Raw genomic sequence first — 23,946 nt, forward strand, 5'->3', positions numbered from 1 at the left:
GACCGCGAAGGAGAATAAACACCGAGTGAGTGGGAATAAATCAAAATGAATGGGAAAACAACTCTCTAGAGAGCAACACCCAATCATTCACATAGTATAAACTTTCTAAAAAGTGCGATTTCGTATCAAGGCGAGCGTTATGTGATTTTTCTGCTATAATAGATAAAGTTTGTACGTAAAGGAGAGAGCATAATGGGAAAAGTATTTGTATTTGATCATCCATTGATTCAACATAAATTGACTTTTATTCGAGATAAGAAAACGGGTACAAAAGAGTTTCGTGAATTAGTAGACGAAGTGGCTACATTAATGGCATTTGAAATTACACGCGATATGCCTCTTGATGATGTTGAAGTAGAAACACCAGTGACAACTGCGAAAGCAAAAGTTTTATCTGGTAAAAAAATAGGTATCGTGCCAATTTTACGTGCTGGAATCGGCATGGTAGACGGCATTCTGAAATTGATGCCTGCTGCTAAAGTTGGTCATATTGGTTTATACCGTGATCCAGAAACATTACAACCTATTGAATATTATGTGAAGCTCCCAGCGGATGTTGAAGAGCGTGATTTTATATTAGTTGACCCAATGCTAGCAACAGGTGGATCTGCACTAGTTGCCATTAACGCATTGAAAAACCGTGGTGCTAAAAACATTAAGTTTATGTGCTTAATCGCTGCTCCAGAAGGTGTAGAAATTCTTAAAGAAGCTCATCCTGATGTCGACATCTACATTGCGGCACTTGATGAAAAACTGGACGACCATGGTTACATCGTTCCTGGACTAGGTGACGCTGGTGACCGTTTGTTCGGAACCAAATAAGTAAGGAAGTGCTTTGACGTTGACGAAAAAATGGAAAGTAATGACGATTTTTGGTACACGACCAGAAGCAATTAAAATGGCACCACTTGTTTTAGAACTTGAAAAACATACGGATGATATCGAATCAATCGTGACGGTAACGGCGCAACATCGCCAAATGCTTGACCAAGTATTGGATACATTCGGCATCAAACCAGATTTCGATTTGAATATTATGAAAGACCGTCAAACTTTAATAGACGTGACAACACGAGGACTTGAAGGTTTGGACGCTGTTATGAAAGAAGCGAAACCGGATATCGTGTTAGTTCACGGTGATACGACAACGACTTTCATTGCAAGCTTAGCGGCTTTTTATAATCAAATTGCAGTTGGTCACGTGGAAGCGGGACTTCGTACATTCAATAAGTACTCTCCGTATCCAGAAGAAATGAACCGTCAATTAACAGGTGTGATGGCAGACCTTCACTTCTCACCAACTGAAGTGTCAGCTGAGAACCTTCGTCGTGAAAATAAACCAGAAGATCGTATTGTGGTAACGGGTAATACTGCGATTGACGCGTTAAAAACAACGGTACGTGATGAGTACACACACCCAGTATTAGAAAAAATGGGTACAGACCGCATGATTTTATTGACGGCACATCGACGTGAAAATTTAGGACAACCAATGCGCAATATGTTCCGTGCGATTAAGCGATTAATTGAAGAGCATGATGATGTTCAAGTTGTTTATCCAGTTCACATGAATCCAGCTGTTAGGGAAGTAGCGAATGAAGTACTTGGAAACGATCCACGTATTCACTTGATCGAGCCATTAGAAGTACTCGATTTCCATAACTTCGCATCACGTTCTTTCATTATATTGACGGATTCAGGCGGCGTTCAAGAAGAAGCACCTTCTTTAGGGAAGCCAGTTCTTGTTTTGCGCGATACGACTGAACGTCCAGAAGGAATTGCAGCTGGTACATTAAAGTTAGCTGGCACAGATGAAGAAACAATTTATGGCTTGGCGAAAGAATTACTTACAAATGAAGAAACATACGCTACGATGTCACAAGCATCAAACCCTTATGGCGATGGGGAAGCATCAAGACGTATCGTGGAAGCATTGAAAGTTTATTTAAATAGATAGAAATTAGGACTGCTTTGGCAGTCCTTTTCTATATGATTTTCACCACGTTTTAAAGTGAATTTTAACTAAAAACTCATTCGAAATTTTTGAAATTAGTAACTTAGGATTGGAGTATTAACAGGTCTATTTAATACCAACTCATCCGTGTGTTCATAAATTTGTCGACTATATGTCGAGCTGTACGACTTTGTGAAGTTTTTCACGGGAATCAATTGACATCATTTTAGCCCTATTGTATGCTTACAAAGGTATAAATGAGAGGGCTTTCAACGGGAAACTATGCTTTGAGACCTTATCAAATATACTTCTACCAGATTCACGGTTTTACAAAAAATGCAAAAACGTGAGGATCATCATGCGTCAAACAAGACGTCCTTTACAAGGAATGGCTCTGTACTCGGCTATTCTCTCACAACTTGTTGGTTCTATTTTAATCGGTGTCTTCACAGGTATGTGGCTCGACAGCAAAATAGGCACCACCCCGTTATTTTTAGTTCTGTGTCTGTTCATTGGTCTAGTTACCGGTGTTACAGCCATAATTCTGACCATTCGAAAATACGACTCAGGAGATACATAATCTATGCTAGATTTACAGCAAGTTTACGCTAGGCAAAAGAAACTCATATTTTTTTTGCTCGCATTTTGTGCACTAGGCTGGGGTTTTACACCTTATCCAACCGTGTTTGCTGGCTTAGCATTAGGCGGCCTTTTCGGTCTGTATAATTTTTGGCTCCTCGTACGAAGATTGGAGAAATTTGACCGCTCCTTAAGTGAAGGGAAGAAAGTAGCGTCACTCGGCACGGCACTCAGGTTCGCCTCAGGTATCGCCGCGGTTGCAGTTGCTATGTCCATTCCTGAACAATTTCATTTAATTAGCACGGTCATTGGGTTGATGATTCCATATGTTTACTTACTTGTAGACAGAATTGTATACCATGTGAAATACCATTAATCAAATTGTGAAAGAGAGGTGAATACATCGTGCATCATGAGAATCCAACCGTTGAATGGCTTGGACTAACGTTCAATCTATCTAACGTTTTGATGCTATCGGTTACGGCACTCATAGTTTTCTTAATTGCTTTTATCTCCACACGTAAATTAAGTATGAAACCAACCGGTATGCAAAACTTTATGGAGTGGGTTATGGACTTCGTAAAAGGCATTATCAAAAGCAACATGGACTGGAGTACAGGTGGTCGATTCCATGTACTTGGAATTACACTGATCATGTTTATCTTCGTGGCAAACATGTTAGGACTTCCGTTTTCAATCATCATAAACGGCGAACTTTGGTGGAAATCACCAACTGCTGATCCGCTAGTTGCTATGACACTTGCTACAATGGTCGTTATTTTGACTCATTTCTACGCAATTCAAATGAAGGGTATCAAAGAATACGGAAAAGACTTCTTACGTCCGCTTCCTTTCTTAGCACCTTTGAAAGTAATTGAAGAGTTTGCAAATACGTTGACACTCGGTCTTCGTCTTTACGGAAACATCTATGCAGGGGAAATCCTACTTGGTTTACTCGCAAGTTTAGGCTCTGCAAGTTATCTACACTTTGCTGGTGCAATAATACCAACAATGGCTTGGCAAGGTTTCTCGATTTTCGTTGGAGCAATCCAATCGTTTATCTTCGTAATGTTAACGATGGTTTATATGGCCCACAAAGTGAGTCAAGACCATTAATATAATGTTCATTTATTTGAACAATTAACACAAAAAACATATATTCCAAGGAGGAAATTATTATTATGGTAGGTTCAGTAGGTTTATTAGCAGCAGCTATAGCAATCGGATTAGGTGCACTTGGTGCAGGTATTGGTAACGGATTAATCGTTTCAAAAACAGTTGAAGGTATCGCTCGCCAACCAGAAGCTCGTGGCGTTCTTCAAACAACAATGTTCATCGGTGTTGCACTAGTTGAAGCACTTCCAATCATCGCAGCAGTTATCGCGTTCATCACTTTAAACCGTTAATCAACAGCGAATATACGAAATGGCGGAGTTTATCTTTGACGATTCTTCGCCATTCTCTTATGAAAAACGATCATTTTGCTTTACTTGCGATTTGAAAAACATCTTATATTAATCACACATATAATGAAGCTCTTGAAGGGAGTGAAACAATCGTGTTTTTGGATTATCTCGTACTAGGTGCCACTGAAGCTCATGAACCAGAATTTTTGAACACAGGTGACATCTTTGCTACTTTAATTATTTTCATCATCTTGATGCTCTTGCTTGCGAAATTTGCTTGGGGTCCTTTGATGGGAGTTATGAAACAACGTGAAGATTTGATTGCGAGTGAAATCGAAGCAGCTGAAGCTAGCCGCCTAGAATCACATCAATTATTAGAACAACAACGTAGTTTATTAAAAGAAGCGAGAACGGAAGCACAAGCGATTGTTGAGAACGCGAAGAAACAGGGCGATGTACAACGTGAGGAAATCATCACAGTTGCACGTGCTGAAGCGAACCGTTTGAAAGAATCAGCTGTCCGTGAAATCGAAACAGAAAAAGATAAAGCGATCGCATCAGTTCGCGAAGAAGTTGTATCTCTATCTGTTCTTGCCGCATCTAAAGTTCTTGGAAAAGAAATTTCTGAGGAAGATAACCGTGCGTTAATCGAACAAACGATTGCGAAGGCAGGCGATGTAGGGTGAGTCAATCAACTGCAGCGCAACGCTACGCCTTAGCGTTATTTCAACTTGCACAACAACATAACCAACTAACTTCAGTAGAGGAAGATTTACGTGAAGTGAAAGTTGTTTTTAAAGAAAATAATGATTTGCAAGCATTGCTTGCTTCTCCAAAACTTTCTTTAGAACGTAAAAAAGAATTAATTCGTGAACTGTTTGGCAAAGCCAATCCACTTGTTGTAAACATTCTTCAATTGTTGGTTGACCGCAAACGTATTAACGAAACAGTAGAAATCGCAACTGAATTTGAAGCACTTTCAAACGACGCACAAGGTATCGCTGATGCGAAAGTATATTCTACACGTCCGTTGACTGACGATGAGCGTGCAGAGATTTCGTCTGCATTTGCCCACAAAGTTGGAAAACAAACGTTACGTATTGAAAATGAAATTGATCCATCATTACTTGGTGGCATTCGTCTTCAAATCGGCAACCGTATTTTCGATAGCAGCGTTAGCGCGAAGCTAGATCGTTTAAAGACACAATTACTTAGTTAACTATAATTAATGAAAGAGGTGACATACATGAGCATCAAAGCTGAAGAAATCAGCGTTCTAATTAAGCAGCAGATTGAAAATTATCAATCTGAAATGAAAGTTAGCGATGTAGGTACAGTTATCACAATTGGTGATGGTATCGCTCGTGCTCATGGTCTCGATAACGTCATGGCTGGAGAACTTGTTGAGTTCTCAACTGGTGTACTTGGAATGGCACAAAACTTGGAAGCTAACAATGTTGGTATCATTATCCTTGGTCCATATACAGACATCAAAGAAGGCGATGAAGTACGTCGTACAGGCCGTATTATGGAAGTACCAGTTGGACCAGAATTAATCGGTCGTGTTGTCGATCCACTAGGACAACCAGTTGACGGATTAGGACCAATCCACACGACAAGAACTCGTCCAATCGAAAGCCCAGCTCAAGGGGTAATGGCTCGTAAATCAGTTCATGAACCTTTGCAAACGGGTATCAAAGCGATTGATGCATTAGTACCAATCGGCCGTGGTCAACGTGAGTTAATCATCGGTGACCGTCAAACAGGTAAAACATCTGTTGCTATTGACACAATCTTAAACCAAGCTGACCAAAACATGATTTGTATTTACGTAGCAATCGGACAAAAAGAATCGACTGTACGTAACGTAGTTGAAACGCTTCGTAAAAACGGCGCTTTAGAATACACAATCGTTGTTACAGCTTCTGCATCACAACCAGCTCCATTATTATACCTAGCTCCTTATGCTGGTATCACAATGGCTGAAGAATTCATGTTCGAAGGCAAGCACGTATTGGTTGTTTATGATGACTTATCTAAACAAGCTGCTGCTTACCGCGAACTTTCATTATTACTTCGTCGTCCTCCAGGTCGTGAAGCATATCCAGGGGATGTATTCTACTTACATAGCCGCTTACTTGAGCGTGCTGCGAAGTTGAATGAAACACTTGGAGCAGGTTCGATTACAGCTCTTCCATTCGTTGAAACACAAGCTGGCGATATCGCTGCTTATATTCCAACAAACGTAATTTCGATTACTGATGGACAGATCTTCTTACAATCTGACTTATTCTTCTCAGGTGTACGTCCAGCAATCAACGCGGGTCTTTCAGTATCACGTGTTGGTGGTTCAGCTCAAATTAAAGCAATGAAAAAAGTTGCGGGTACACTACGTTTAGACTTAGCTGCATTCCGTGAACTTGAAGCATTCTCTCAATTCGGTTCTGACCTTGATAAAGCAACACAAGGAAAACTTAACCGTGGCGTACGTATCGTAGAAGTATTGAAACAAGCCTTGAATAAACCGATTAAGGTTGAAAAACAAGTTGTTATTCTTTACGCTCTAACACGTGGTCACTTAGATGATATTCCAGTTCAAGATATCACTCGTTTCGAAAACGAATTGCATAGCTGGTTAGACTCAAACCACACAAACGTTTTGGATCACATCCGTACTACAAAAGATCTTCCTGCTGACGAAGACTTAGTAAACGCGATCTCTGCGTTTAAAAAGACATTTGCAAAATCAGAGTAATCTTTTTGGATGAATAAAAAACGATAAGGTGGTGAAATACCAGTGGCATCATTACGCGACATAAAAACCAGAATTACATCAACAAAGAAAACGAGCCAAATTACAAGAGCGATGCAAATGGTCTCAGCTTCTAAATTGAACCGTGCTGAATTGAATGCGAAGTCATTCGTTCCGTATATGGGTAAAATTCAAGAAGTCGTTACTGCAATTGCAACAGGTACTCAAGACAGTGGACATCCAATGTTAACTTCTCGTCCTGTAGCTAAAACTGCATACTTAGTCATCACTTCTGATCGTGGACTTGCGGGTGCATACAACAGTAACGTTTTACGTGCTGTAACGAATGCTATTCGTGAGCGTCACACATCAAATGACGAATTTGTAATCTTTGCAGTTGGACGTGTTGGGCGTGATTTCTTCACGAAACGTGGCCTTACAGTGATTGAAAGCATGGTTGCTTTACCAGACCAACCTTCATTTGCTGATATTAAGGAAATTGCGCGCAAGGCTGTTGGTATGTTCACAGAAGGTATGTATGATGAACTTTATATGTACTACAACCATTTTGTTAGCGCCATTCAACAAGACGTTACAGAGAAAAAGGTGCTACCGTTAACGGACATCGCCCCATCAAGTTCAACTGCTTCATATGAATTCGAGCCTTCAGCCGATGCCATTCTTGAAGTGTTACTTCCACAATATGCGGAAAGCTTGATCTACGGTGCTTTACTAGACGGCAAAGCAAGTGAACATGCTGCACGTATGACAGCAATGAAGAGTGCAACCGATAACGCAAGTGAATTAATAGGCGCATTAACATTACAATTTAACCGTGCACGTCAAGCGGCGATTACTCAAGAAATTACAGAAATCGTTGGCGGCGTAGCGGCTCTAGAATAGAAGTAGTAAGTAAGACAGGAGGGAACAGTATGAACAAAGGACAAGTTCTTCAAGTAATGGGTCCCGTTGTTGACGTTAAATTTGACAATGGTCACTTACCAGCAATCTACAATGCATTGACAGTTTTGATCGAACGTCCAAACCAAGCACCTTCAACGTTAACTCTTGAAGTAGCATTACACCTTGGTAACGACTCTGTCCGCACAGTAGCAATGTCATCTACGGATGGTTTAATGCGTGGTGCGGAAGTTACAGACGCTGGTTCAGCAATTAAAGTTCCAGTTGGTGACATCACTCTAGGTCGTGTATTTAACGTTCTTGGTGAAGTAATTGACTTAGGCGAATCAATCCCGGCTGAATTACGCCGTGACCCAATTCACCGTCTAGCACCAACTTTCGAAAACCTTTCAACAGAAGTTGAAATTCTTGAAACAGGTATCAAAGTAGTAGATTTATTAGCTCCTTACATCAAAGGTGGTAAAATCGGTCTCTTCGGTGGTGCAGGTGTAGGTAAAACTGTACTAATTCAAGAATTAATCAACAACATTGCACAAGAGCACGGCGGTATCTCAGTATTCGCAGGTGTTGGAGAGCGTACGCGTGAAGGAAATGACTTATTCCACGAGATGAGCGATTCTGGCGTAATCAAGAAAACAGCAATGGTATTCGGTCAAATGAACGAGCCGCCTGGTGCACGTATGCGTGTTGCCTTGACTGGTTTAACAATGGCTGAGTATTTCCGTGATGATCAAGGTGCAGACGTACTATTGTTCATCGATAATATCTTCCGTTTCACTCAAGCAGGTTCTGAGGTATCAGCCCTTCTAGGTCGTATGCCTTCAGCCGTTGGTTACCAACCAACACTTGCTACTGAAATGGGTCAATTGCAAGAGCGTATCACGTCTACAAACGCCGGTTCAGTTACATCTATCCAAGCGATTTATGTACCTGCCGATGACTATACGGATCCAGCTCCAGCAACAACATTTGCTCACTTAGACGCAACAACAAACTTAGAGCGTAAATTATCTGAAATGGGTATTTACCCAGCAGTAGATCCTTTGGCTTCAACTTCACGTGCTTTGACACCTGAAATTGTTGGCGAAGAACACTACCAGTTAGCTCGTCAAGTACAATCAACTTTACAACGTTACAAAGAACTTCAAGATATCATTGCGATTCTTGGTATGGATGAGTTATCTGATGAAGACAAGCAAACGGTTAACCGTGCACGTCGTATTCAGTTCTACTTATCTCAAAACTTCCACGTAGCTGAGCAATTCACAGGTCAAAAAGGTTCATACGTTCCTGTTAAGGAAACTGTTAAAGGATTCAAAGAAATCCTTGAAGGTAAGTATGACCACTTACCTGAAGATGCTTTCCGTTTAGTTGGACGCATTGAAGAAGTTATTGCAAAAGCGAAAAGCATGGGCGTTGAAGTTTAATTACAGGGACCAGGAGGGGAAAAAATGAAGACCATCAAAGTCAATATTGTCACTCCCGACGGCCCGGTATACGATTCAGAAGTCAACATGATCATTGCTAATACTGCAACTGGTGAAATCGGTGTGTTACCTGGACATATTCCAATGGTTGCTCCACTACAAGTGGGTGCCATTCGTTTGAAAAAAGACGGACAAACAGATATCGTTGCTGTAAGCGGCGGTTTCCTTGAAATCCGACCTGACCAAGTATCGATCTTAGCTCAAGCAGCTGAAGTATCATCTACCATCGATGTAAACCGTGCAAAAGAAGCAGTGAAACGTGCTGAAGAACGTCTGAACTTATCAAAAAAAGACGACGTCGATTTCACCCGCGCGGAACTATCATTGAAACGCGCAATGAATCGTATCAACGTTTATGAGGGTAACATCTAAAAAAACAAACGAGTCGAGGAGAATCTTCTCTTCGACTCGTTTTTTTATGGCTTACGGAGAGCTCAAGAATGGCAACTGAAAATTGATGAAGTCCTTGTAAAAGATATGGGCGGTTATCAAGATTAAAGTGGAAACAAACCATAATACATGACCAAAATCAAAACTGTAGTTATATCTCTATTGAATTGAAATTCAACCAACTTAATTAAAGGGAGTTCATCGATATGTATAATGAAATCGGTCAACAAGCAATTCTTGGTGTTTTGTCGCATGCATTTTTTATCGGAATTACATTCTTTGCACTGCGAGCAGTTATGATAGAAAAAATCGTCAAAAAACATCATGTTTTTCAAGTCCAACTTTTATATATCCTTTTAAGTATTGCCATAGGTACGACTGTTTCTGACTTTTTCCTGTCAATGTCGAGCTGGTCAAGACAATTACCATACCTATTTACGTAGCATGTTCTCTTTATGTCCATAAAGATGAACCAGTTCATAACTATGGCCATGGAGAGAAATTTGTATTCCCCGGGAAATAATATTGTCGAAGGATGTTTCAAACTATAATTATAGGGAACAAATTAATAGATTCATTTAAAATAAAAAAGAGTTTCAATATGACCGACACAAAGAACTCGTGACTTACGTATCATATAAGACAGTTTCTTGTCGATTTTTATTTAAAAAAATGAATGTATCGATACTTGTGTTAATCACAAAATGACTGTAATATGAGAAATGTTTTCATTCCTAAATAATGACATCATACGAGTTAAATCGACAGATAAATATATAAAATTAATTTAAAAGAACATGGAGGGTCAATCATTGGAAAAGATAGTTGTAAAAGGCGGCCACAAGTTAACAGGTAAAGTAAGAGTAGAGGGTGCTAAAAACGCGGTATTGCCAGTTTTGGCAGGAGCTCTTTTAGCTTCAAAAGGAAAAAATATTATTCGCGACGTTGCGAATTTAGCTGATGTTTATACGATAAATGAAGTGTTAAAGAGTTTAGGTGCTAAAGTAGAATATTACCCGGAACGCAATGAAGTGATTATCGATTCATCTGAAACTTTATTAAATGAAGCTCAATTTGAATATGTACGTAAAATGCGTGCGTCGATCTTAGTTATGGGTCCAATTTTAGCTCGTAATGGTTTTGCTCGAGTTGCGCTTCCTGGTGGTTGTGCAATCGGTTCCCGTCCAATCGAGTTGCATCTAAAAGGTTTTGAAGCAATGGGTGCTGAGATTTCATTTGGTCATGGATTCGTAGAGGCAAAAACTCAAGGTCGCCTTAAGGGTGCTAAAATTTATTTGGATTTCCCAAGCGTAGGTGCTACTGAAAACATCATGACGGCTGCAGCATTAGCTGATGGTGTAACTATCATTGAAAACGCAGCTAAAGAGCCTGAAATTGTTGACTTAGCTAACTTCATTAATGAAATGGGTGGACGTGTAACAGGAGCTGGTACTGACACGATGCGCATTGAAGGTGTACTTGAACTTGAAGGTACACTTCACCATATTATCCCTGACCGTATTGAAGCAGGTACATTCATGGTAGCTGCTGCAATTACAAAAGGTGACATTACAATTACGAACGCTATCCCTGAACATATGACAGCACTAATTGCTAAAATGGAAGAGATGGGTGTTCAAATTAATGAAGAAGAAGACGGCCTGAGAATCCGTGCAACTGAAACATTAAAATCCGTTGATATTAAAACAATGCCTCACCCAGGTTTCCCTACTGACATGCAATCTCAAATGATGGCATTAATGTTAACGGCAACTGGCAATGGTATGCTTACTGAAACTGTATTTGAAAATCGTTTTATGCACGTGGAAGAATTCCGCCGCATGAACGGTAATGTTAAAATAGAAGGTCGTTCTGTAATTATGGAAGGTCCATCAGATTTACAAGGTGCAGAAGTGGCAGCAACTGACTTACGCGCAGCTGCGGCATTAATTTTAGCTGGTTTAGCTTCTGAAGGAGTAACTCGTGTAACTGAACTTTATCACTTAGATCGCGGTTACGTGAACTTCCACTTGAAATTAGCATCACTTGGTGCAGATATTGAACGTGTTAACACTGAATCTTCTGATGAAAAATCTATGCAAACCGTTTAATTCACTTATCCTATACTATGCAAAAACCGACATCTTATACCCAGATGTCGGTTTTTTTTGTTGAAATTTGTTTGAGATTTTCCTTAGACCAAGCTTTAGCAGAGGATGTGTCGGAAGCGACCTGGAAACTTGCTGTGTCTGCGTATAACCCAAAATTTTGTGCTACTAATGTTTTTCAGACGTCAGAGCCAATTTTTCAGACGTGGAGCTGCTTTTTTCAGACGTCAACGCTATTTTTTCAGACGTCAACCTCAAAAAGTCAGACTGAGATTTATCGGAAGAATGTAAAACGGGATTTTCTACATCAACCACTTTTTATAGTAAGTGTCACTACTAACTTTAAAAAGTGGTTTAAATAAATTAAGCAAGAAGAGGTCGAAATGTCATCTTCGGCCGAATATCTACATAAAGAAAGAATCGATTCTCTAGTAAAGCAAAGGATTGTAACTGTGAGCTTCAGGTTGCAAGGGCGCGAGTGATGCATACCATGTGTAAAGAAACAAAGTTTGGCGCTGACCGCAGTCACAAGTCCAATTTTTTATCATTAGATTATGGTTTGAAAACCTACTTTCATATAACGCATTCTATCTTTATAAAAAGATTACCATGATAAACACTTTTCATATATTGCTCTCTTAATACATATATTCCTTCATGAGATACTTAGCCACTATAATCATATGTCTCTCTTTATTTCTCCTGCCACTGCAGTTAATCAAGAAATTACCTCAAAAAGAGCAAGAGTCTACGCCTGAAGTCGCAATCGCCTGTGAACCGATCATGATTCGCGTCGAGGGGCTTGCTGAGCCACTGCCGATAGAAGAATACATCAAAGGTGTCGTTCAAGCAGAAATGCCGTCTACGTTCAATTTAGAGGCTTTAAAAGCACAAGCAGTTGCAGCTCGAACATTTGCACTGAAGACCACTAATTTTGGAGCAACTTCTATTAAACCAACTACCTCACACCAGGCGTTCATTTCTGAAAGCGAACGCATACCTCCAGCAAACATCGCCCAAGCAGTCACAGAAACAGCCTCTCAAATTCTCACCTATAACGATGAGCTCATTACAGCTATGTTCTTCTCGACGAGTAATGGCAAGACGGAAAGCGCAGAAGGCTATAGCGGAAACAAAATTCCTTATTTAGTGACGACCGACAGTATAGGTGATATTACTTCGCCTAAGTTTAGCCAAACAAAAACATTTACACTTAAAGAATGGAATGACGCATTTGGTTTCAATTGGACAGCCGAACATTTCAACAAATTGTCCTTAAAACCTAATGAATCACAGCGAATTCAAGAAGTGAGTACGGTAAAACACGAATGGACTGGCCGTGAGATTCGGGACATCTTGGGGCTCCCATCAACGGACTTTAACATTGATGCATCTAATCCTAATTTAATCACCGTATCAACGAAAGGATACGGGCATGGGGTAGGGATGAGTCAATACGGAGCAAACGCGATGGCGCAGGAGGGGCGCAAAGCGGAAGACATTTTAAAGCACTATTATCCGAAAACAGAAATAAAAAATTTCCAATCTATTCAAACTGCATGTTTAAAACCTTAAATCGCTGACAACACTAGCAACAGAGGTGATGAATATGCGAGAGGAAAAATCTAATAATCCTTCTCTACCAAAAAAATCTAGAAAAAAACAAACGTGGCTGTGGCCGGCTATTTACGTAGGATTTTCGCTATTATTTGTCGGCATGATTTGGGGTTATAACGCGTTTATTGGCACGGATAGTGACGTCGCAAAAGGTCCTAAAACTGAAGCTGACGGTAGCGGAAAAGAAATTGCAGTAAATGCTCAAAAGGAAACCATGAAATTCCCGTTCGACGAAGCAATGCTAGATCACATGGCAATTTTAAATGATTTCTATGATGTGAATGCTACGGAAGAGTCACAAGAAAATTCTCTTCTTGTATTCAATCAAACGTATGAAACGAATAACGGAGTAGCTATTGCAATTGATGGTGAACCTTTTGAAGTCTTAGCTGCAATGACTGGGACAGTAAAAGAAGTAAATATCGATCCATTCCTTGGGGATGAAGTAGTTCTTGAACATGAAGATGGTCTTGTAACTCGTTATCGCTCAGTGAAAGAAATTTCAGTTAAAGTGGGAGATAAAGTCCCACAAGGTCAAGTACTTGGGTCTACAACAGAAAATGATTTTAACCCTACAGCGGGTATTCATTTACAGTTTGAAGTATTTGAAAATGGGGAAGCAGTTAACCCACGTAACTATTTAGCGTTCTAAGTCCCAAGTTTAAAGCATACGGTATAGGAAACGTTCTGTACGGAAGGATGCGGTCTTGCACGAACAGATCCGGAAACGTTGCCTAGAGCTTGGTGAATTGGTCCATGAAACGGGTTTAACAGTACGCGCCGTTGCAAAGAAATCAGGTTACTCGAAAAGTACGGTGCACAAAGATTTAACAGAACGCCTAAAACTAGTGAATGAAGCACTGGCCAAAGAAGTTAGTGAAATCCTTGCTTATCATAAGTCGATTCGACATATTCGAGGCGGGGAAGCAACTAAACAGATGTGGAAACAAAAGGAAGAAAAATCAGAAAAAACGTTATGACGAAAGACTCGTCATAACGTTTTTTTGTCTGTGAAAAAAGGATGTAATTGCTAGTTCTCTATGATAGAATAGTCAGTTAGTAGAGATAAAAAAAGAACGTCAAAATATTAGGGAAAATGCGGGAAGGGGAAACAAGGTGTTCATGTTTGCTAAGGATATTGGAATTGATCTTGGAACGGCAAATGTTTTAATACATGTTAAAGGCAAAGGAATTGTATTAAACGAGCCGTCAGTCGTGGCAATGGATAGAAAAACGAAACGAGTTTTAGCAGTAGGAGAAGAAGCAAGACAAATGGTAGGGAGAACTCCTGGAAATATTGTGGCTATTCGTCCACTTAAAGACGGAGTCATCGCTGATTTTGATGTGACTGAAGCTATGTTAAAACACTTTATTAATAAAATAGATGTCAAAGGATTTTTCTCTAAGCCTCGAATTCTCATTTGTTGTCCAACAAATATTACGAGTGTAGAGCAAAAAGCGATACGTGAAGCTGCTGAAAAATCTGGAGGCAAGAAAGTTTATTTAGAAGAAGAGCCAAAAGTAGCTGCAATTGGCGCTGGCATGGATATTTTCCAACCAAGCGGTAATATGGTCGTAGACATTGGTGGAGGAACAACTGATATTGCGGTTCTTTCGATGGGTGACATTGTTACAGCTGAGTCAATTAAAGTAGCTGGAGATGTATTTGATAATGATATTTTACAATACATAAAAAAAGAATATAAACTTTTAATTGGTGAACGTACATCTGAAAATATTAAAATACAGATAGGTACCGTTTTTGCAGGAGGACGGAATGAAGAAATGGACATTCGTGGTCGTGACATGTTAACAGGTCTACCACGCACCATTACAATCCGTTCTGAAGAAATTGAAAAATGTTTACGCGAGTCTATTGCGTTGATTATCCAGGCAGCTAGAAATGTGTTAGAAAGCACACCACCTGAATTGTCAGCTGACATTATTGATCGCGGAGTAATCTTAACTGGTGGTGGCGCTTTGATGCATGGAATTGATTCGTTGCTAGCAGATGCTCTTAAAGTACCAGTATTAGTTGCTGAGCATCCAATGGATTGTGTAGCCATTGGAACAGGCATGATGCTTAATAACATCGGAAAAGCATCAAATCGATAATAAAAGACAGCACAACTACTATGCACAATTGATACAAGATAAGGAGAGCGACGCATGACGAACGAAGTAAAAGACGAACAACTGAATACCACAGCATCTTTAAAGCGAAAACAGCATAAAGCTGAAAAAGCTGAGACTAAGGAAAATAAGAAAACTTGGTGGGTTCAAATCCGTCTTTTCCCGATATGGCTTCGCATCATCCTAGTTTCAACTCTTGTTGTTGGCGCAATTGCAGCTGGTTTAACAATTGGTTATGGATACGTCGGTGACGGTAATCCAAAAGACGCTCTAAAATGGGAGACGTGGCAACATATTTTGGATATCTTAAACGGTAAACAATCGTAAATCTGAGTGCATTTTAATGCATTTTTTATGAAAAGAGGAAATTAACGTGATATTATCAGCACAGCAAATTCAAGAGATTTTACCACATCGTTACCCATTTTTACTTGTTGATCGAATTATTGAAATTGAAGATGGGAAACGAGCAGTTGGGTTGAAAAACGTCTCCATTAACGAGGATTATTTCAATGGACATTTCCCTGGCTATCCAGTAATGCCTGGTGTGTTAATTATCGAAGCATTGGCGCAAGTGGGTGGAGTGGCTTTATTAAATAAAGACGAAAACAAAGGTCGTCTTGCTTTCTTAACGGGTGTTGACAACTGTCGATTTAAGCGTCAAGTAGTGCCGGGTGACCAACTTCGGTTAGAAGTTGAGTTTGTTAAAATACGTGGAGCAATGGGCAAAGGACATGCCATCGCGACGGTAGACGGCGAAATCGCATGCGAAACAGATATTTTATTTGCACTAGGACCAATCGTTGAAAAAACAATTTAATTACCAACAATAAAAACTAAAGCATCGGGAATACTAACTTTCACAGTGATGATTTTGTTCACCAAAAAATTTATTCTCAAGGTAATTATGCGTAAAAAGCACAAATACCATACGTTTAATTCCTTTTAAAAGAAAATCAAAAAAGCATAAATAGTTCCTTCCTTTCTCGGGCAACCTACCATGAATCACACGAAGTGTGGTGAATGATTAGAGAAAGGAGGGAACTTTTTTATGTGGAAAAAAGCAACGATTGTATTTGGTATGAGTGCTTTATTATTAGTTGGTTGTAATATGGGAGACGATGATATTCCAACAAATGAAACACCAATGGAAGATGATGCAAACGAAGTGCGTGAAGATACACAAGATGTAGTACCTGATGGCAATGTTGAACCAACCGAAGAAGACAAAAATTTAGAAGAAGATAAAGACATGATGAAAGACCCAAATACGGAAGAAGAAGAAATATTAGAAGATGACATGGATGCTCGTGACGCTGATGACAAAGACCAGTAATTTGACTAGTGCAAGCGCCATGTAGCTCGACATCGGCGCTTGTAACAAGGTTCTCTTTGAGACGAATAAGTTTCTGAAGCGGAAGTAAACGAACGGTTCGAACTAAAAACTTTCACTTACTTCTACAAGTGTTGAAGTACGAAAAAATAAAAAAAGACTCGGTTGCTGAAATTAAACAGTAGCCGAGTCTTTTTTCAATTCAGGTCGATTACGCATATCTCTTTCAAAGCGAGTAATTAATTCATCACCTGATAATCCATTTGATATGAGTTCTGATAGAAGTTGCTCTGCATATTTACGTCTGACGCGTTTTAACGTCCCAGTAAACAACACGGAAACATAATCTCCGATAGATTTCACAGCATTAACGACTACTTCGAAACTTGCGGGCTCATTTTCAGGATAGGAAATAATGACTTTTACTTCGATTAATTCACCTGATCCATTATATTGCTCAAAAAATGTGCTGTCAGTTTTATCTACATACATTTCCAAAATCCACGATCGATGGCTGTTTTCCTGATTAATAATGATGCCATCTATCAGGGGAACGGAAATGGATTGGTCACCTTGAACTACTGTCATGGACAACATTTTAAACGTTTTCAATAAGCTCACAGCCTTTCCGTAAAGTTTACTTGAATCTAGTATAACACAGAGTTGAAAAATCTTTGAAAACAAGGCAAAACGGCATTTTGACGTATAGAGTTTCACCTTACAGCTCAATGAGATTGTGCAGTTTTTGTCAAAATATAGCACATAGAAAATTGAATTTTCCCTAGCACAAAAGTGACCAAAATGAATTTTTGTCTCTTTGCATACAATTTAAGTCCTTTGTACAATAAATTCAATACTTAAGAAGGAGGTGAATAAATGAATCAAGTCGGGATGATTGGGAGAATGACAAAGAATCCGGTACTTCGACATTTGTCAGAAGGCAGAGTGCAAGCAAGTTTTGTTTTAGCTATACAACGTACCTACAAAAATGCTAAGGCAGACGAAGCAGATTTTGTATTATGTACGGTATGGGGAAAGCTTGCTGAACACACGGTAAAGTATTGCGGCAAAGGCTCACTGGTTGGGATAAATGGACACATACATTCCAGATCCTATCAAAAAGAAGATGGCAATCGCGTTTTCGTAACAGAAGTGATTGTTGAAGAGGTCCAGTTTTTACAAACGAAACCTAGAATTGACGAATCCTCTGAGCAAAAACAGGTGAATAAAGAATCACAAGCAAAAGAAGATTTCATTTTCACTGAAGAAGAGCATAAAGAATTACCTGTTGTGTAGTGTCGATTTCTCGGTAGACCGCACCGATGGTTAGTATACAACTATTCTCAAATCCAAGAGAAAGGAATTCACCCAATATGAAAGCGATACCTGATCACCTTATTCGAATGGAATTACATATGGAACAATTAATTCGTATGATTGCCCATTTGAATGAGCGAATCCTTGTACTTGAACATAAACTCACCGAACCAAGCTTAAGAATAGTGGGGAAATAACGCTTTAATTAATTGACAAGAGAGGAAAACCGGTCGCGTGAAGCACGACCGGTCTTGTACATAGAATGAGTAGCAGGTCATAATAAGATTGGCTCAGAAGTTGGAATAACTAAACGTAGATGCGGTTGATTTCCGTTATGGGCGGACGCTTTCCGCGGGTGGTCCGTGTGCCTCCTCGTTGAAAAACCTATGCTCCTGCGGTTACTCGTCGCAAACGAATTGCACACAATTCGTTCGCTACGCTCTCTGTGGGCTCACACCTGGACACACTTTTCCCGCCGGAGTCGCCGCCCTTCACTCCAATCAAACGACCGAAATTCTTAACGAATTTAAAGAATACTCTTTAAATATTCGTATATCATCCATCAAATGGCATATATGAAATTGACACAGTAGTTTAATTAAATGTTTGAAACAGGAAGGGAATATGCGACTCCCCCGCGGAAAAACGGGCAGTCAGGTCCCCGCGAGAGTGAGAATGATGATGAGAGCCACAATTTGAAGAACAATTGCGGCTCTTCATCGGAGGAAAGAACTCCCGCAGATGATTAGCATTCACTTTTTATAAAGAACACCCCAACGGGATCAGTCGCAGCCAAAAATTGGGGAACATTAGTGGCTAAGTCTGCCACCGTCTATTTTTCCTTTAGAGTAACTTTTATTATTAGCTTTAAAGGATGGTCTGAAATAAAGTAAGCAGAAAGAGGCCGAAATTGCATCTTCGGTCGACTATCTACGAATAGATAGAATCTATTCTCTCATAAACCAAACAAACTAAACTGTGCGCATTCAGATTTTTAGGGAGCTAAGGACGAATCCCAGCCGCAGAATGATTTAAAAAAATAGAATGGGGCGAGTGACGAAGTCACAAGCCCCACTCTTAAATATTTAGATCATAGTGCAGCAGAGGAAGCGTCAGAAGCGCAGTGAAAACCTATTTGCATAGTTAACCTAAAGTTAATAAATCCTTCAGATCTTCATCTGCCATTTCAGTAATCCATTGACTCGATTGGATTAAGTCTTCAGATAGTGCTTGTTTATCAGCCAGTAATTTATCGATTTTTTCTTCAATTGTACCTATGGTTACAAACTTATGAACATGCACAAAACGCGTTTGCCCGATACGATAAGCACGGTCTGTAGCTTGATTCTCAACCGCTGGATTCCACCATCGATCGGCATGTAATACATGATTTGCTGCTGTTAAATTAAGTCCTGTACCGCCAGCTTTCAGAGACAAAATAAACACTGGAAATTCTTTTTCTTGGAACGCTTCTACAAGATTGTCACGTTGTATTTTTGGCATACTACCCGACAAGAATGGTGGATCAATGTCGTATAATTCACTTAAACAATGCTGTAACAAGTGGCCCATGCCAATATATTGCGTGAAAATTAGACATTGCTCACCGCGAGCGGCAATTTCGGCAGCGAGTGTGACAATGCGTGCTAACTTCTCAGAACGCTCCATCATATACTCCGCTTCACCAAATCCCTCTTTTAAATAAAGAGCTGGGTGATTACACAATTGCTTCAGCTTGCTTAACATTTTTAAAATAAGACCTTTTTTCTCAAATCCGGTTAAGGTTTCAAGCTTGAACAACGTTTCTTGAATCAAACTTTCATAGAGTGCAGCTTGCTCTGTTGTGAGTGGACAATACTCGCGTTGTTCTTGTTTATCCGGAAGATTTAATAACAAATCCGGATCTTGTTTCGTACGTCTTAACAAGAAAGGACGTATTTTGGCACGTAGTTTTTGCTTATGATTTTCTGATTCGTCACGTTCAATGGGTGCAATGAAATTTTCTTGGAACTTACGGAAACTACCCAAATAACCTTTATAAATAAAGTCGAAAATTGCCCATAACTCGGACAAGCGGTTTTCTACAGGTGTACCCGTTAACGCTAGATGATGTTCACCGCGCAATTTTCGAATCGCTCGGCTTTGCTTTGTATGCATGTTTTTAATATTTTGTGCTTCATCAAGTGTCACGCTACACCACTCAATTTCACTTAACGCTTCTGCGTCTTGTGAAGCCGTACCAAACGTAGTTAAGACTACGTCAGGTTTTAAAGCTCCTAATTCGACAGCAAGTGACTCATCTTTAGAACGTGTCTGTCCATAGTGTACATGTACATTTAAGTCAGGCGCAAAACGTGCAAGCTCTTTTTGCCAGTTTCCTAAAACAGAAGTCGGACAAATGATGAACGATGGCTTAAAGGTTTGATTCGTACGATGTACGTGTAATAAATAAGCAATCAATTGAACCGTTTTCCCAAGACCCATATCATCAGCTAAACATACGCCGAATCCTTGTTCACGCATAAACACAAGCCAGTCTAGTCCTTGTTGTTGATATGGACGTAACTCGGTTAATAGGTGAGGGGATACGATTGTTGTAGGCAATTCTTTTTTCTCTTGAAGTTGTTCCAAATACCTTTTCAACGATTGATTCAATTCAAATTGGAATAATGGATCTTCATCTTCTTCGCCAGTTTCATCTTCATTAATAAGAGCATCAGGCAATTCACGGAAAAGCAATTCTTTGACTGTCCAGTTTTCATTTTCAGTCTGCTCCATTAATTGACGGATTTCATGCATCCAATTCGAATCAATGCGGAACCACTCGTTTCCAGCACGAATGTATTCACGATTTTCTTCAACCATTTGTTTGAATTGATCTTCTGAAATCGCTTGACCGTTTAAAGAGAAATTCCAATCGAAAGTTAAAATTTCATTTAAACCAGCTGTCGTTTTAAATGTCGCCGTTTTCGCGTTTGATTTCACACGGAGTTTGGATTCCTTCACTGCTTTTAACCAAGCCGGCAAAATGACTTCAAAGCCGAGAGCTTGCAAACGCGCCGCATCATCCCGTAAAAAGTGACGAACGTCTAGATCACTCAGTGCCAATGATATAAACCGATTTCCATCGGCTTCAATATTCATCAAATCAAGCATATTAGATTGAGTTTCATGCACGTACGACGCATGCACTTTCCATTTATCAGGTAATGCCTCTTCGATAGGAGACTGTTTCTTTCGAAAAGCGGGAGTCCAGTGAACTGAACTTTTTTTGCCCCGAACGACTGTTTCAAGAATCCATTCGTCTGATAAAGATTCAGGCTCGCTAAGACGCAGTGCCACGTTGACTTCTCCTTGACCAGTCTGTGATTGCAGTGGCCATCCACCTTGCTTGAAGAAAGGAAGAAGAGTTGGAATATCATGTAACGTTAAGCCGACACTATAGAGTTTTTGCTGTATAGCCGAAGTCAGCATCAGTTTTGCAGCAGGTGGTGCATCAGGTGAAGAATGAACGAGCGAATCCTCTTCAAATGATAAATCGTCCCACAGAGTTGGTGAACTCCAAAAACTCGAAGCTTGTTGAATGGTTTCAATCATCGACTCATCTTCTGGAGCGAACCCACTAACGTGGACGTAAGGATGTTTAGTAATAGGAGAAAATAGCTCGACAAGCTCTAATGATGAAAAGTTTGTTTCTTCATCGTGATGCAGACCATAAAAAGATGGTTCATGCTGAAAAGATATAAACGAAATCCATTGTTCAGTAAATAACCGCATGCCCTCATCGTTATAGGCATGAACGGTCGTAAATCCATCATCCATTTTGTCGAATGAAAGGATTAAATTCTTCATAAAAGGCGATACATGGGAAGTCATAAAGGCAAGTTTCCTTTCTGTATCTCTTCTTGTAGTGCACGTAAGCGGCGATATTTTGTTTGAATCTCACCTACATATAGGTTCCAATAATCGGTTTTGCCACTTTTCTTGGCAGCGGATTTCATTTTCTTCCAAATTCGCACTGCTTGCTTGTAGTTATGGCGATTGCGTTCTCTCACTTCATTAAGTGCCAAGACATGATAGAACGGTAACACGGCTTCTGGAGCTTCTTGTAGGATAGTTTTCATACCGCATGACTCTGCATAGTCGAGAGTTGATGCAAAGCGGTGATGGAGCGCAACCCAGTCCTGATAACGATGTTGGTCAATTAAGAAATCTGAATAAGCCCGAACACCAAATGATCCGAACTGCCAAAACAATTGTTCACGTTCTTCATCCGGCAAATCGATATGTTTATACAACGCATATAATTTTGACACGAACAAGGAGCGGTTCCATGCAGATAAATGGCTATTCACATAGTCAAAAATATGTGGACGCATCGCATGTAAAATAATCGTAAGTGATGTTAAATCGTCTTGTTCTTTCGCGAGTTTCGCTAAATGCATCCACTCTGGCATTTGACTAGCATGAATTTTATCGGCAATCTCTTGTAACTCTTCTGGCTTCTTGAGAAGTACACAGAAGAATGCACGGAAGATAGCGTTGTCAAAATTCTTGATTTCAAGTAAGTATTCATATTCTTTCTCACGACGACCTTTTTCAGTCAGCATGATTACCCAGAATGCATGAAGCAAATTAAAGCGAAGATCATCCATGGTTTTTAGATCATAAACGATATGACGCACATGCAAAACTAGTGCATCATAAAAAGGGTCCGCTGCGAATAAACGAGGCTTATTCGAAAGAGTAATTAACTGATGTTGCATATCTTCAATATCGGTCTGAATGGTGGCCCGGAACATGTTTTCGTTTAGGTCTTCACTTACTTCAAACAAAAGACGTAATAACATGGTACGCGTGTAGACATCGTAAAGAGGCTGCCATTCACGTTCAAAAGGCATAAACTTCTTTAATTTTTGTTTCATTTGATTGATTGAACTGTCGATATAATAGCGTTCTTTCCAAGACCATTCACCAGAAACGGCATTAAACGTCGATTGAACAATCGCATTCCAGCTTTCAGGTGTACGTTCATTGGCTAAGATCGAAAGTTGTTCTGTCTTTTTTAAACGCCATTCCTGGAGCCACTCAGAGAGAGATGACTTTTGCATATATAAACTAAAAATAACAGCTAAGCTATGACGGCATAACCGTTTTTCTGGACAAGAACATGTTATTTGTTCATCTACTAAGTGAATCGTCACAACGGCTGAACTGACATCATGCACTCGTGCTTCTAAAGTATGTTCGTAAGGATCATAGGAGAGAGCGCGGACTGCCCCGTTACGCACGGCAAAGGAAGCACGACGAACAAGCTCTTCATCATCTAAATGAGAAGGGTGTAGGTCTTCAGAAAGCGTCTTCATCCATTGTTGGATATGTGATTGGTAACGCACAGCAATATTAAATAATGAATGGCTCAATAGCAACATCTCCAAAAAAAAACTTTCCTTTCATTATACGGCTTTTCGAGGAAAACCGTAAGTGAAAGGAAAGAATTAAGATTTTAAATTCAAATAAGCTTTCAAAAATTCTTTTAGATCGCTCTTATTAAGCGAAGATTGATTAGCAAAGTCTTGAAAAAATTAATGAAAAGTAGGATTTAATTTATATGCGAGATAGACAGGGTTGATTGTTACTTGTCTTTAATCATCGATGGGTTCTTTTACTCGTAATAATTTCTCTCGGAAATTGATAGAGTTTGCACATTTTACGAAATACAGGGAGTATGCTGCTTTCTAGGATTGTATCATAGCGCGATTATGTGCAAGTAGTAAAATTTATTTTACAACCGAAACAGAAATAAACAGAATCTCTGTTTTTAAAATGTTCTTATTTACATCCATTTTTGGGAATTAAATTAGCGAGAAATTCAAATTAAATTTATTAAGGGAAAGGTTGATCTGTTTGCCCATTCTACGAAATTAACTTACCAGGGTTAAATCAAAG

General features: G+C 39.6%; 26 protein-coding genes. 23 read left to right on the forward strand and 3 right to left on the reverse strand.

Going from position 1 to position 23,946, the window contains the following annotated elements:
* Positions 1-192 precede the first annotated feature (192 nt).
* The 21 genes from upp (at position 193) to WBG45_RS00465 (ending at position 16,683) form a co-directional block, all read left to right on the forward strand.
* Complete coding sequence (gene upp, locus WBG45_RS00365) at positions 193-822, forward strand: uracil phosphoribosyltransferase (protein WP_424411821.1); 630 nt, start codon at positions 193-195, stop codon at positions 820-822.
* 19 nt (positions 823-841) lie between these two features.
* Positions 842-1,957, forward strand: coding sequence for a non-hydrolyzing UDP-N-acetylglucosamine 2-epimerase (gene wecB / locus WBG45_RS00370; protein ID WP_424411822.1), 1,116 nt, complete (start codon positions 842-844; stop codon positions 1,955-1,957).
* A gap of 355 nt (positions 1,958-2,312) precedes the next feature.
* A complete protein-coding gene (locus tag WBG45_RS00375; RefSeq protein WP_424411823.1) occupies positions 2,313-2,534 on the forward strand; it encodes an AtpZ/AtpI family protein in 222 nt (73 codons plus the stop codon).
* Between the two features lie 3 nt (positions 2,535-2,537).
* Positions 2,538-2,909, forward strand: a complete 372-nt coding sequence (locus WBG45_RS00380; protein WP_024535552.1) for an ATP synthase subunit I — start codon at positions 2,538-2,540, stop codon at positions 2,907-2,909.
* Between the two features lie 29 nt (positions 2,910-2,938).
* Positions 2,939-3,649: a F0F1 ATP synthase subunit A gene (gene atpB, locus WBG45_RS00385; protein WP_024535551.1), complete on the forward strand. Its 711-nt coding sequence runs from the start codon at positions 2,939-2,941 to the stop codon at positions 3,647-3,649.
* Between the two features lie 65 nt (positions 3,650-3,714).
* On the forward strand, positions 3,715-3,939 hold the full coding sequence (gene atpE, locus WBG45_RS00390; RefSeq protein WP_024535550.1) for a F0F1 ATP synthase subunit C: 225 nt from the start codon (positions 3,715-3,717) through the stop codon (positions 3,937-3,939).
* A 152-nt stretch (positions 3,940-4,091) separates the two neighbouring features.
* On the forward strand, positions 4,092-4,625 hold the full coding sequence (gene atpF / locus WBG45_RS00395; protein ID WP_424411824.1) for a F0F1 ATP synthase subunit B: 534 nt from the start codon (positions 4,092-4,094) through the stop codon (positions 4,623-4,625).
* The gene (locus WBG45_RS00400; RefSeq protein WP_424411825.1) at positions 4,622-5,158 is read left to right on the forward strand and encodes a F0F1 ATP synthase subunit delta; all 537 of its coding nucleotides are present in this window, start codon (positions 4,622-4,624) and stop codon (positions 5,156-5,158) included. The genes atpF and WBG45_RS00400 overlap by 4 nt, the downstream gene beginning before the upstream one ends.
* Before the next feature lie 27 nt (positions 5,159-5,185).
* Positions 5,186-6,694, forward strand: coding sequence for a F0F1 ATP synthase subunit alpha (gene atpA, locus WBG45_RS00405; protein WP_024535547.1), 1,509 nt, complete (start codon positions 5,186-5,188; stop codon positions 6,692-6,694).
* Between the two features lie 42 nt (positions 6,695-6,736).
* Entirely contained in the window at positions 6,737-7,594 is an 858-nt protein-coding gene (gene atpG / locus WBG45_RS00410) for an ATP synthase F1 subunit gamma (protein WP_424411826.1), read from the forward strand.
* A gap of 29 nt (positions 7,595-7,623) precedes the next feature.
* Positions 7,624-9,039 carry a F0F1 ATP synthase subunit beta gene (gene atpD / locus WBG45_RS00415; RefSeq protein ID WP_424411827.1) on the forward strand — a complete coding sequence of 472 codons (1,416 nt, stop codon included), beginning with the start codon at positions 7,624-7,626 and terminating at the stop codon, positions 9,037-9,039.
* Between the two features lie 24 nt (positions 9,040-9,063).
* A complete protein-coding gene (locus WBG45_RS00420) occupies positions 9,064-9,471 on the forward strand; it encodes a F0F1 ATP synthase subunit epsilon (RefSeq protein WP_024535544.1) in 408 nt (135 codons plus the stop codon).
* A 224-nt stretch (positions 9,472-9,695) separates the two neighbouring features.
* Positions 9,696-9,932, forward strand: a complete 237-nt coding sequence (locus WBG45_RS00425; protein WP_424411828.1) for a DUF1146 family protein — start codon at positions 9,696-9,698, stop codon at positions 9,930-9,932.
* A gap of 369 nt (positions 9,933-10,301) precedes the next feature.
* Complete coding sequence (murA, locus tag WBG45_RS00430; protein WP_424411829.1) at positions 10,302-11,600, forward strand: UDP-N-acetylglucosamine 1-carboxyvinyltransferase; 1,299 nt, start codon at positions 10,302-10,304, stop codon at positions 11,598-11,600.
* A 654-nt stretch (positions 11,601-12,254) separates the two neighbouring features.
* Entirely contained in the window at positions 12,255-13,172 is a 918-nt protein-coding gene (gene spoIID, locus WBG45_RS00435; protein WP_424411830.1) for a stage II sporulation protein D, read from the forward strand.
* 34 nt (positions 13,173-13,206) lie between these two features.
* Positions 13,207-13,866 carry a peptidoglycan DD-metalloendopeptidase family protein gene (locus tag WBG45_RS00440; RefSeq protein WP_424411831.1) on the forward strand — a complete coding sequence of 220 codons (660 nt, stop codon included), beginning with the start codon at positions 13,207-13,209 and terminating at the stop codon, positions 13,864-13,866.
* 55 nt (positions 13,867-13,921) lie between these two features.
* On the forward strand, positions 13,922-14,194 hold the full coding sequence (locus tag WBG45_RS00445) for a sporulation transcriptional regulator SpoIIID (RefSeq protein ID WP_024535539.1): 273 nt from the start codon (positions 13,922-13,924) through the stop codon (positions 14,192-14,194).
* 142 nt (positions 14,195-14,336) lie between these two features.
* Complete coding sequence (locus tag WBG45_RS00450; RefSeq protein WP_424411862.1) at positions 14,337-15,329, forward strand: rod shape-determining protein; 993 nt, start codon at positions 14,337-14,339, stop codon at positions 15,327-15,329.
* A gap of 54 nt (positions 15,330-15,383) precedes the next feature.
* Positions 15,384-15,674 (forward strand): DNA-directed RNA polymerase subunit beta, encoded by a 291-nt coding sequence (locus WBG45_RS00455; protein ID WP_424411832.1) that lies wholly within the window; start codon positions 15,384-15,386, stop codon positions 15,672-15,674.
* Between the two features lie 49 nt (positions 15,675-15,723).
* The gene (fabZ, locus tag WBG45_RS00460; protein WP_424411863.1) at positions 15,724-16,167 is read left to right on the forward strand and encodes a 3-hydroxyacyl-ACP dehydratase FabZ; all 444 of its coding nucleotides are present in this window, start codon (positions 15,724-15,726) and stop codon (positions 16,165-16,167) included.
* A gap of 231 nt (positions 16,168-16,398) precedes the next feature.
* The gene (locus WBG45_RS00465; RefSeq protein WP_424411833.1) at positions 16,399-16,683 is read left to right on the forward strand and encodes a hypothetical protein; all 285 of its coding nucleotides are present in this window, start codon (positions 16,399-16,401) and stop codon (positions 16,681-16,683) included.
* A gap of 171 nt (positions 16,684-16,854) precedes the next feature.
* On the opposite strand, the gene WBG45_RS00470 is transcribed toward WBG45_RS00465, so the two are convergent.
* Positions 16,855-17,292, reverse strand: a complete 438-nt coding sequence (locus WBG45_RS00470; protein WP_424411834.1) for a YwpF family protein — start codon at positions 17,290-17,292, stop codon at positions 16,855-16,857.
* Between the two features lie 264 nt (positions 17,293-17,556).
* On the opposite strand from WBG45_RS00470, the gene WBG45_RS00475 reads away from it, so the two are divergent.
* Positions 17,557-17,976, forward strand: coding sequence for a single-stranded DNA-binding protein (locus WBG45_RS00475; protein WP_424411835.1), 420 nt, complete (start codon positions 17,557-17,559; stop codon positions 17,974-17,976).
* A 26-nt stretch (positions 17,977-18,002) separates the two neighbouring features.
* Positions 18,003-18,194 (forward strand): hypothetical protein, encoded by a 192-nt coding sequence (locus WBG45_RS00480; protein ID WP_424411836.1) that lies wholly within the window; start codon positions 18,003-18,005, stop codon positions 18,192-18,194.
* Positions 18,195-19,140: 946 nt separating this feature from the next.
* Here WBG45_RS00480 and WBG45_RS00485 read toward each other — a convergent pair.
* Both WBG45_RS00485 and WBG45_RS00490 read right to left on the reverse strand, forming a co-directional pair.
* Positions 19,141-21,873, reverse strand: coding sequence for a DEAD/DEAH box helicase (locus WBG45_RS00485; RefSeq protein WP_424411837.1), 2,733 nt, complete (start codon positions 21,871-21,873; stop codon positions 19,141-19,143).
* Positions 21,870-23,420, reverse strand: a complete 1,551-nt coding sequence (locus tag WBG45_RS00490; RefSeq protein WP_424411838.1) for an SWIM zinc finger family protein — start codon at positions 23,418-23,420, stop codon at positions 21,870-21,872. The genes WBG45_RS00485 and WBG45_RS00490 overlap by 4 nt, the downstream gene beginning before the upstream one ends.
* Between the last annotated feature and the right edge of the window lie 526 nt (positions 23,421-23,946).

The organism is Paenisporosarcina sp., from assembly GCF_049671445.1.
GTDB lineage: Bacteria > Bacillota > Bacilli > Bacillales_A > Planococcaceae > Paenisporosarcina.

What these genes read in the sequence shown, in the direction of transcription:
- upp (WP_424411821.1), top strand. Translation starts at nt 193, where the DNA reads ATGGGAAAAGTATTTGTATTTGATCATCCATTGATTCAACATAAATTG.
- WBG45_RS00375 (WP_424411823.1), top strand. Translation starts at nt 2,313, where the DNA reads ATGCGTCAAACAAGACGTCCTTTACAAGGAATGGCTCTGTACTCGGCT.
- WBG45_RS00380 (WP_024535552.1), top strand. Translation starts at nt 2,538, where the DNA reads ATGCTAGATTTACAGCAAGTTTACGCTAGGCAAAAGAAACTCATATTT.
- atpE (WP_024535550.1), top strand. Translation starts at nt 3,715, where the DNA reads ATGGTAGGTTCAGTAGGTTTATTAGCAGCAGCTATAGCAATCGGATTA.
- atpA (WP_024535547.1), top strand. Translation starts at nt 5,186, where the DNA reads ATGAGCATCAAAGCTGAAGAAATCAGCGTTCTAATTAAGCAGCAGATT.
- atpD (WP_424411827.1), top strand. Translation starts at nt 7,624, where the DNA reads ATGAACAAAGGACAAGTTCTTCAAGTAATGGGTCCCGTTGTTGACGTT.
- WBG45_RS00420 (WP_024535544.1), top strand. Translation starts at nt 9,064, where the DNA reads ATGAAGACCATCAAAGTCAATATTGTCACTCCCGACGGCCCGGTATAC.
- WBG45_RS00425 (WP_424411828.1), top strand. Translation starts at nt 9,696, where the DNA reads ATGTATAATGAAATCGGTCAACAAGCAATTCTTGGTGTTTTGTCGCAT.
- spoIID (WP_424411830.1), top strand. Translation starts at nt 12,255, where the DNA reads ATGAGATACTTAGCCACTATAATCATATGTCTCTCTTTATTTCTCCTG.
- WBG45_RS00440 (WP_424411831.1), top strand. Translation starts at nt 13,207, where the DNA reads ATGCGAGAGGAAAAATCTAATAATCCTTCTCTACCAAAAAAATCTAGA.
- WBG45_RS00450 (WP_424411862.1), top strand. Translation starts at nt 14,337, where the DNA reads ATGTTTGCTAAGGATATTGGAATTGATCTTGGAACGGCAAATGTTTTA.
- WBG45_RS00455 (WP_424411832.1), top strand. Translation starts at nt 15,384, where the DNA reads ATGACGAACGAAGTAAAAGACGAACAACTGAATACCACAGCATCTTTA.
- WBG45_RS00465 (WP_424411833.1), top strand. Translation starts at nt 16,399, where the DNA reads ATGTGGAAAAAAGCAACGATTGTATTTGGTATGAGTGCTTTATTATTA.
- WBG45_RS00475 (WP_424411835.1), top strand. Translation starts at nt 17,557, where the DNA reads ATGAATCAAGTCGGGATGATTGGGAGAATGACAAAGAATCCGGTACTT.
- WBG45_RS00480 (WP_424411836.1), top strand. Translation starts at nt 18,003, where the DNA reads ATGGTTAGTATACAACTATTCTCAAATCCAAGAGAAAGGAATTCACCC.
- WBG45_RS00485 (WP_424411837.1), bottom strand. Translation starts at nt 21,873, where the DNA reads ATGACTTCCCATGTATCGCCTTTTATGAAGAATTTAATCCTTTCATTC.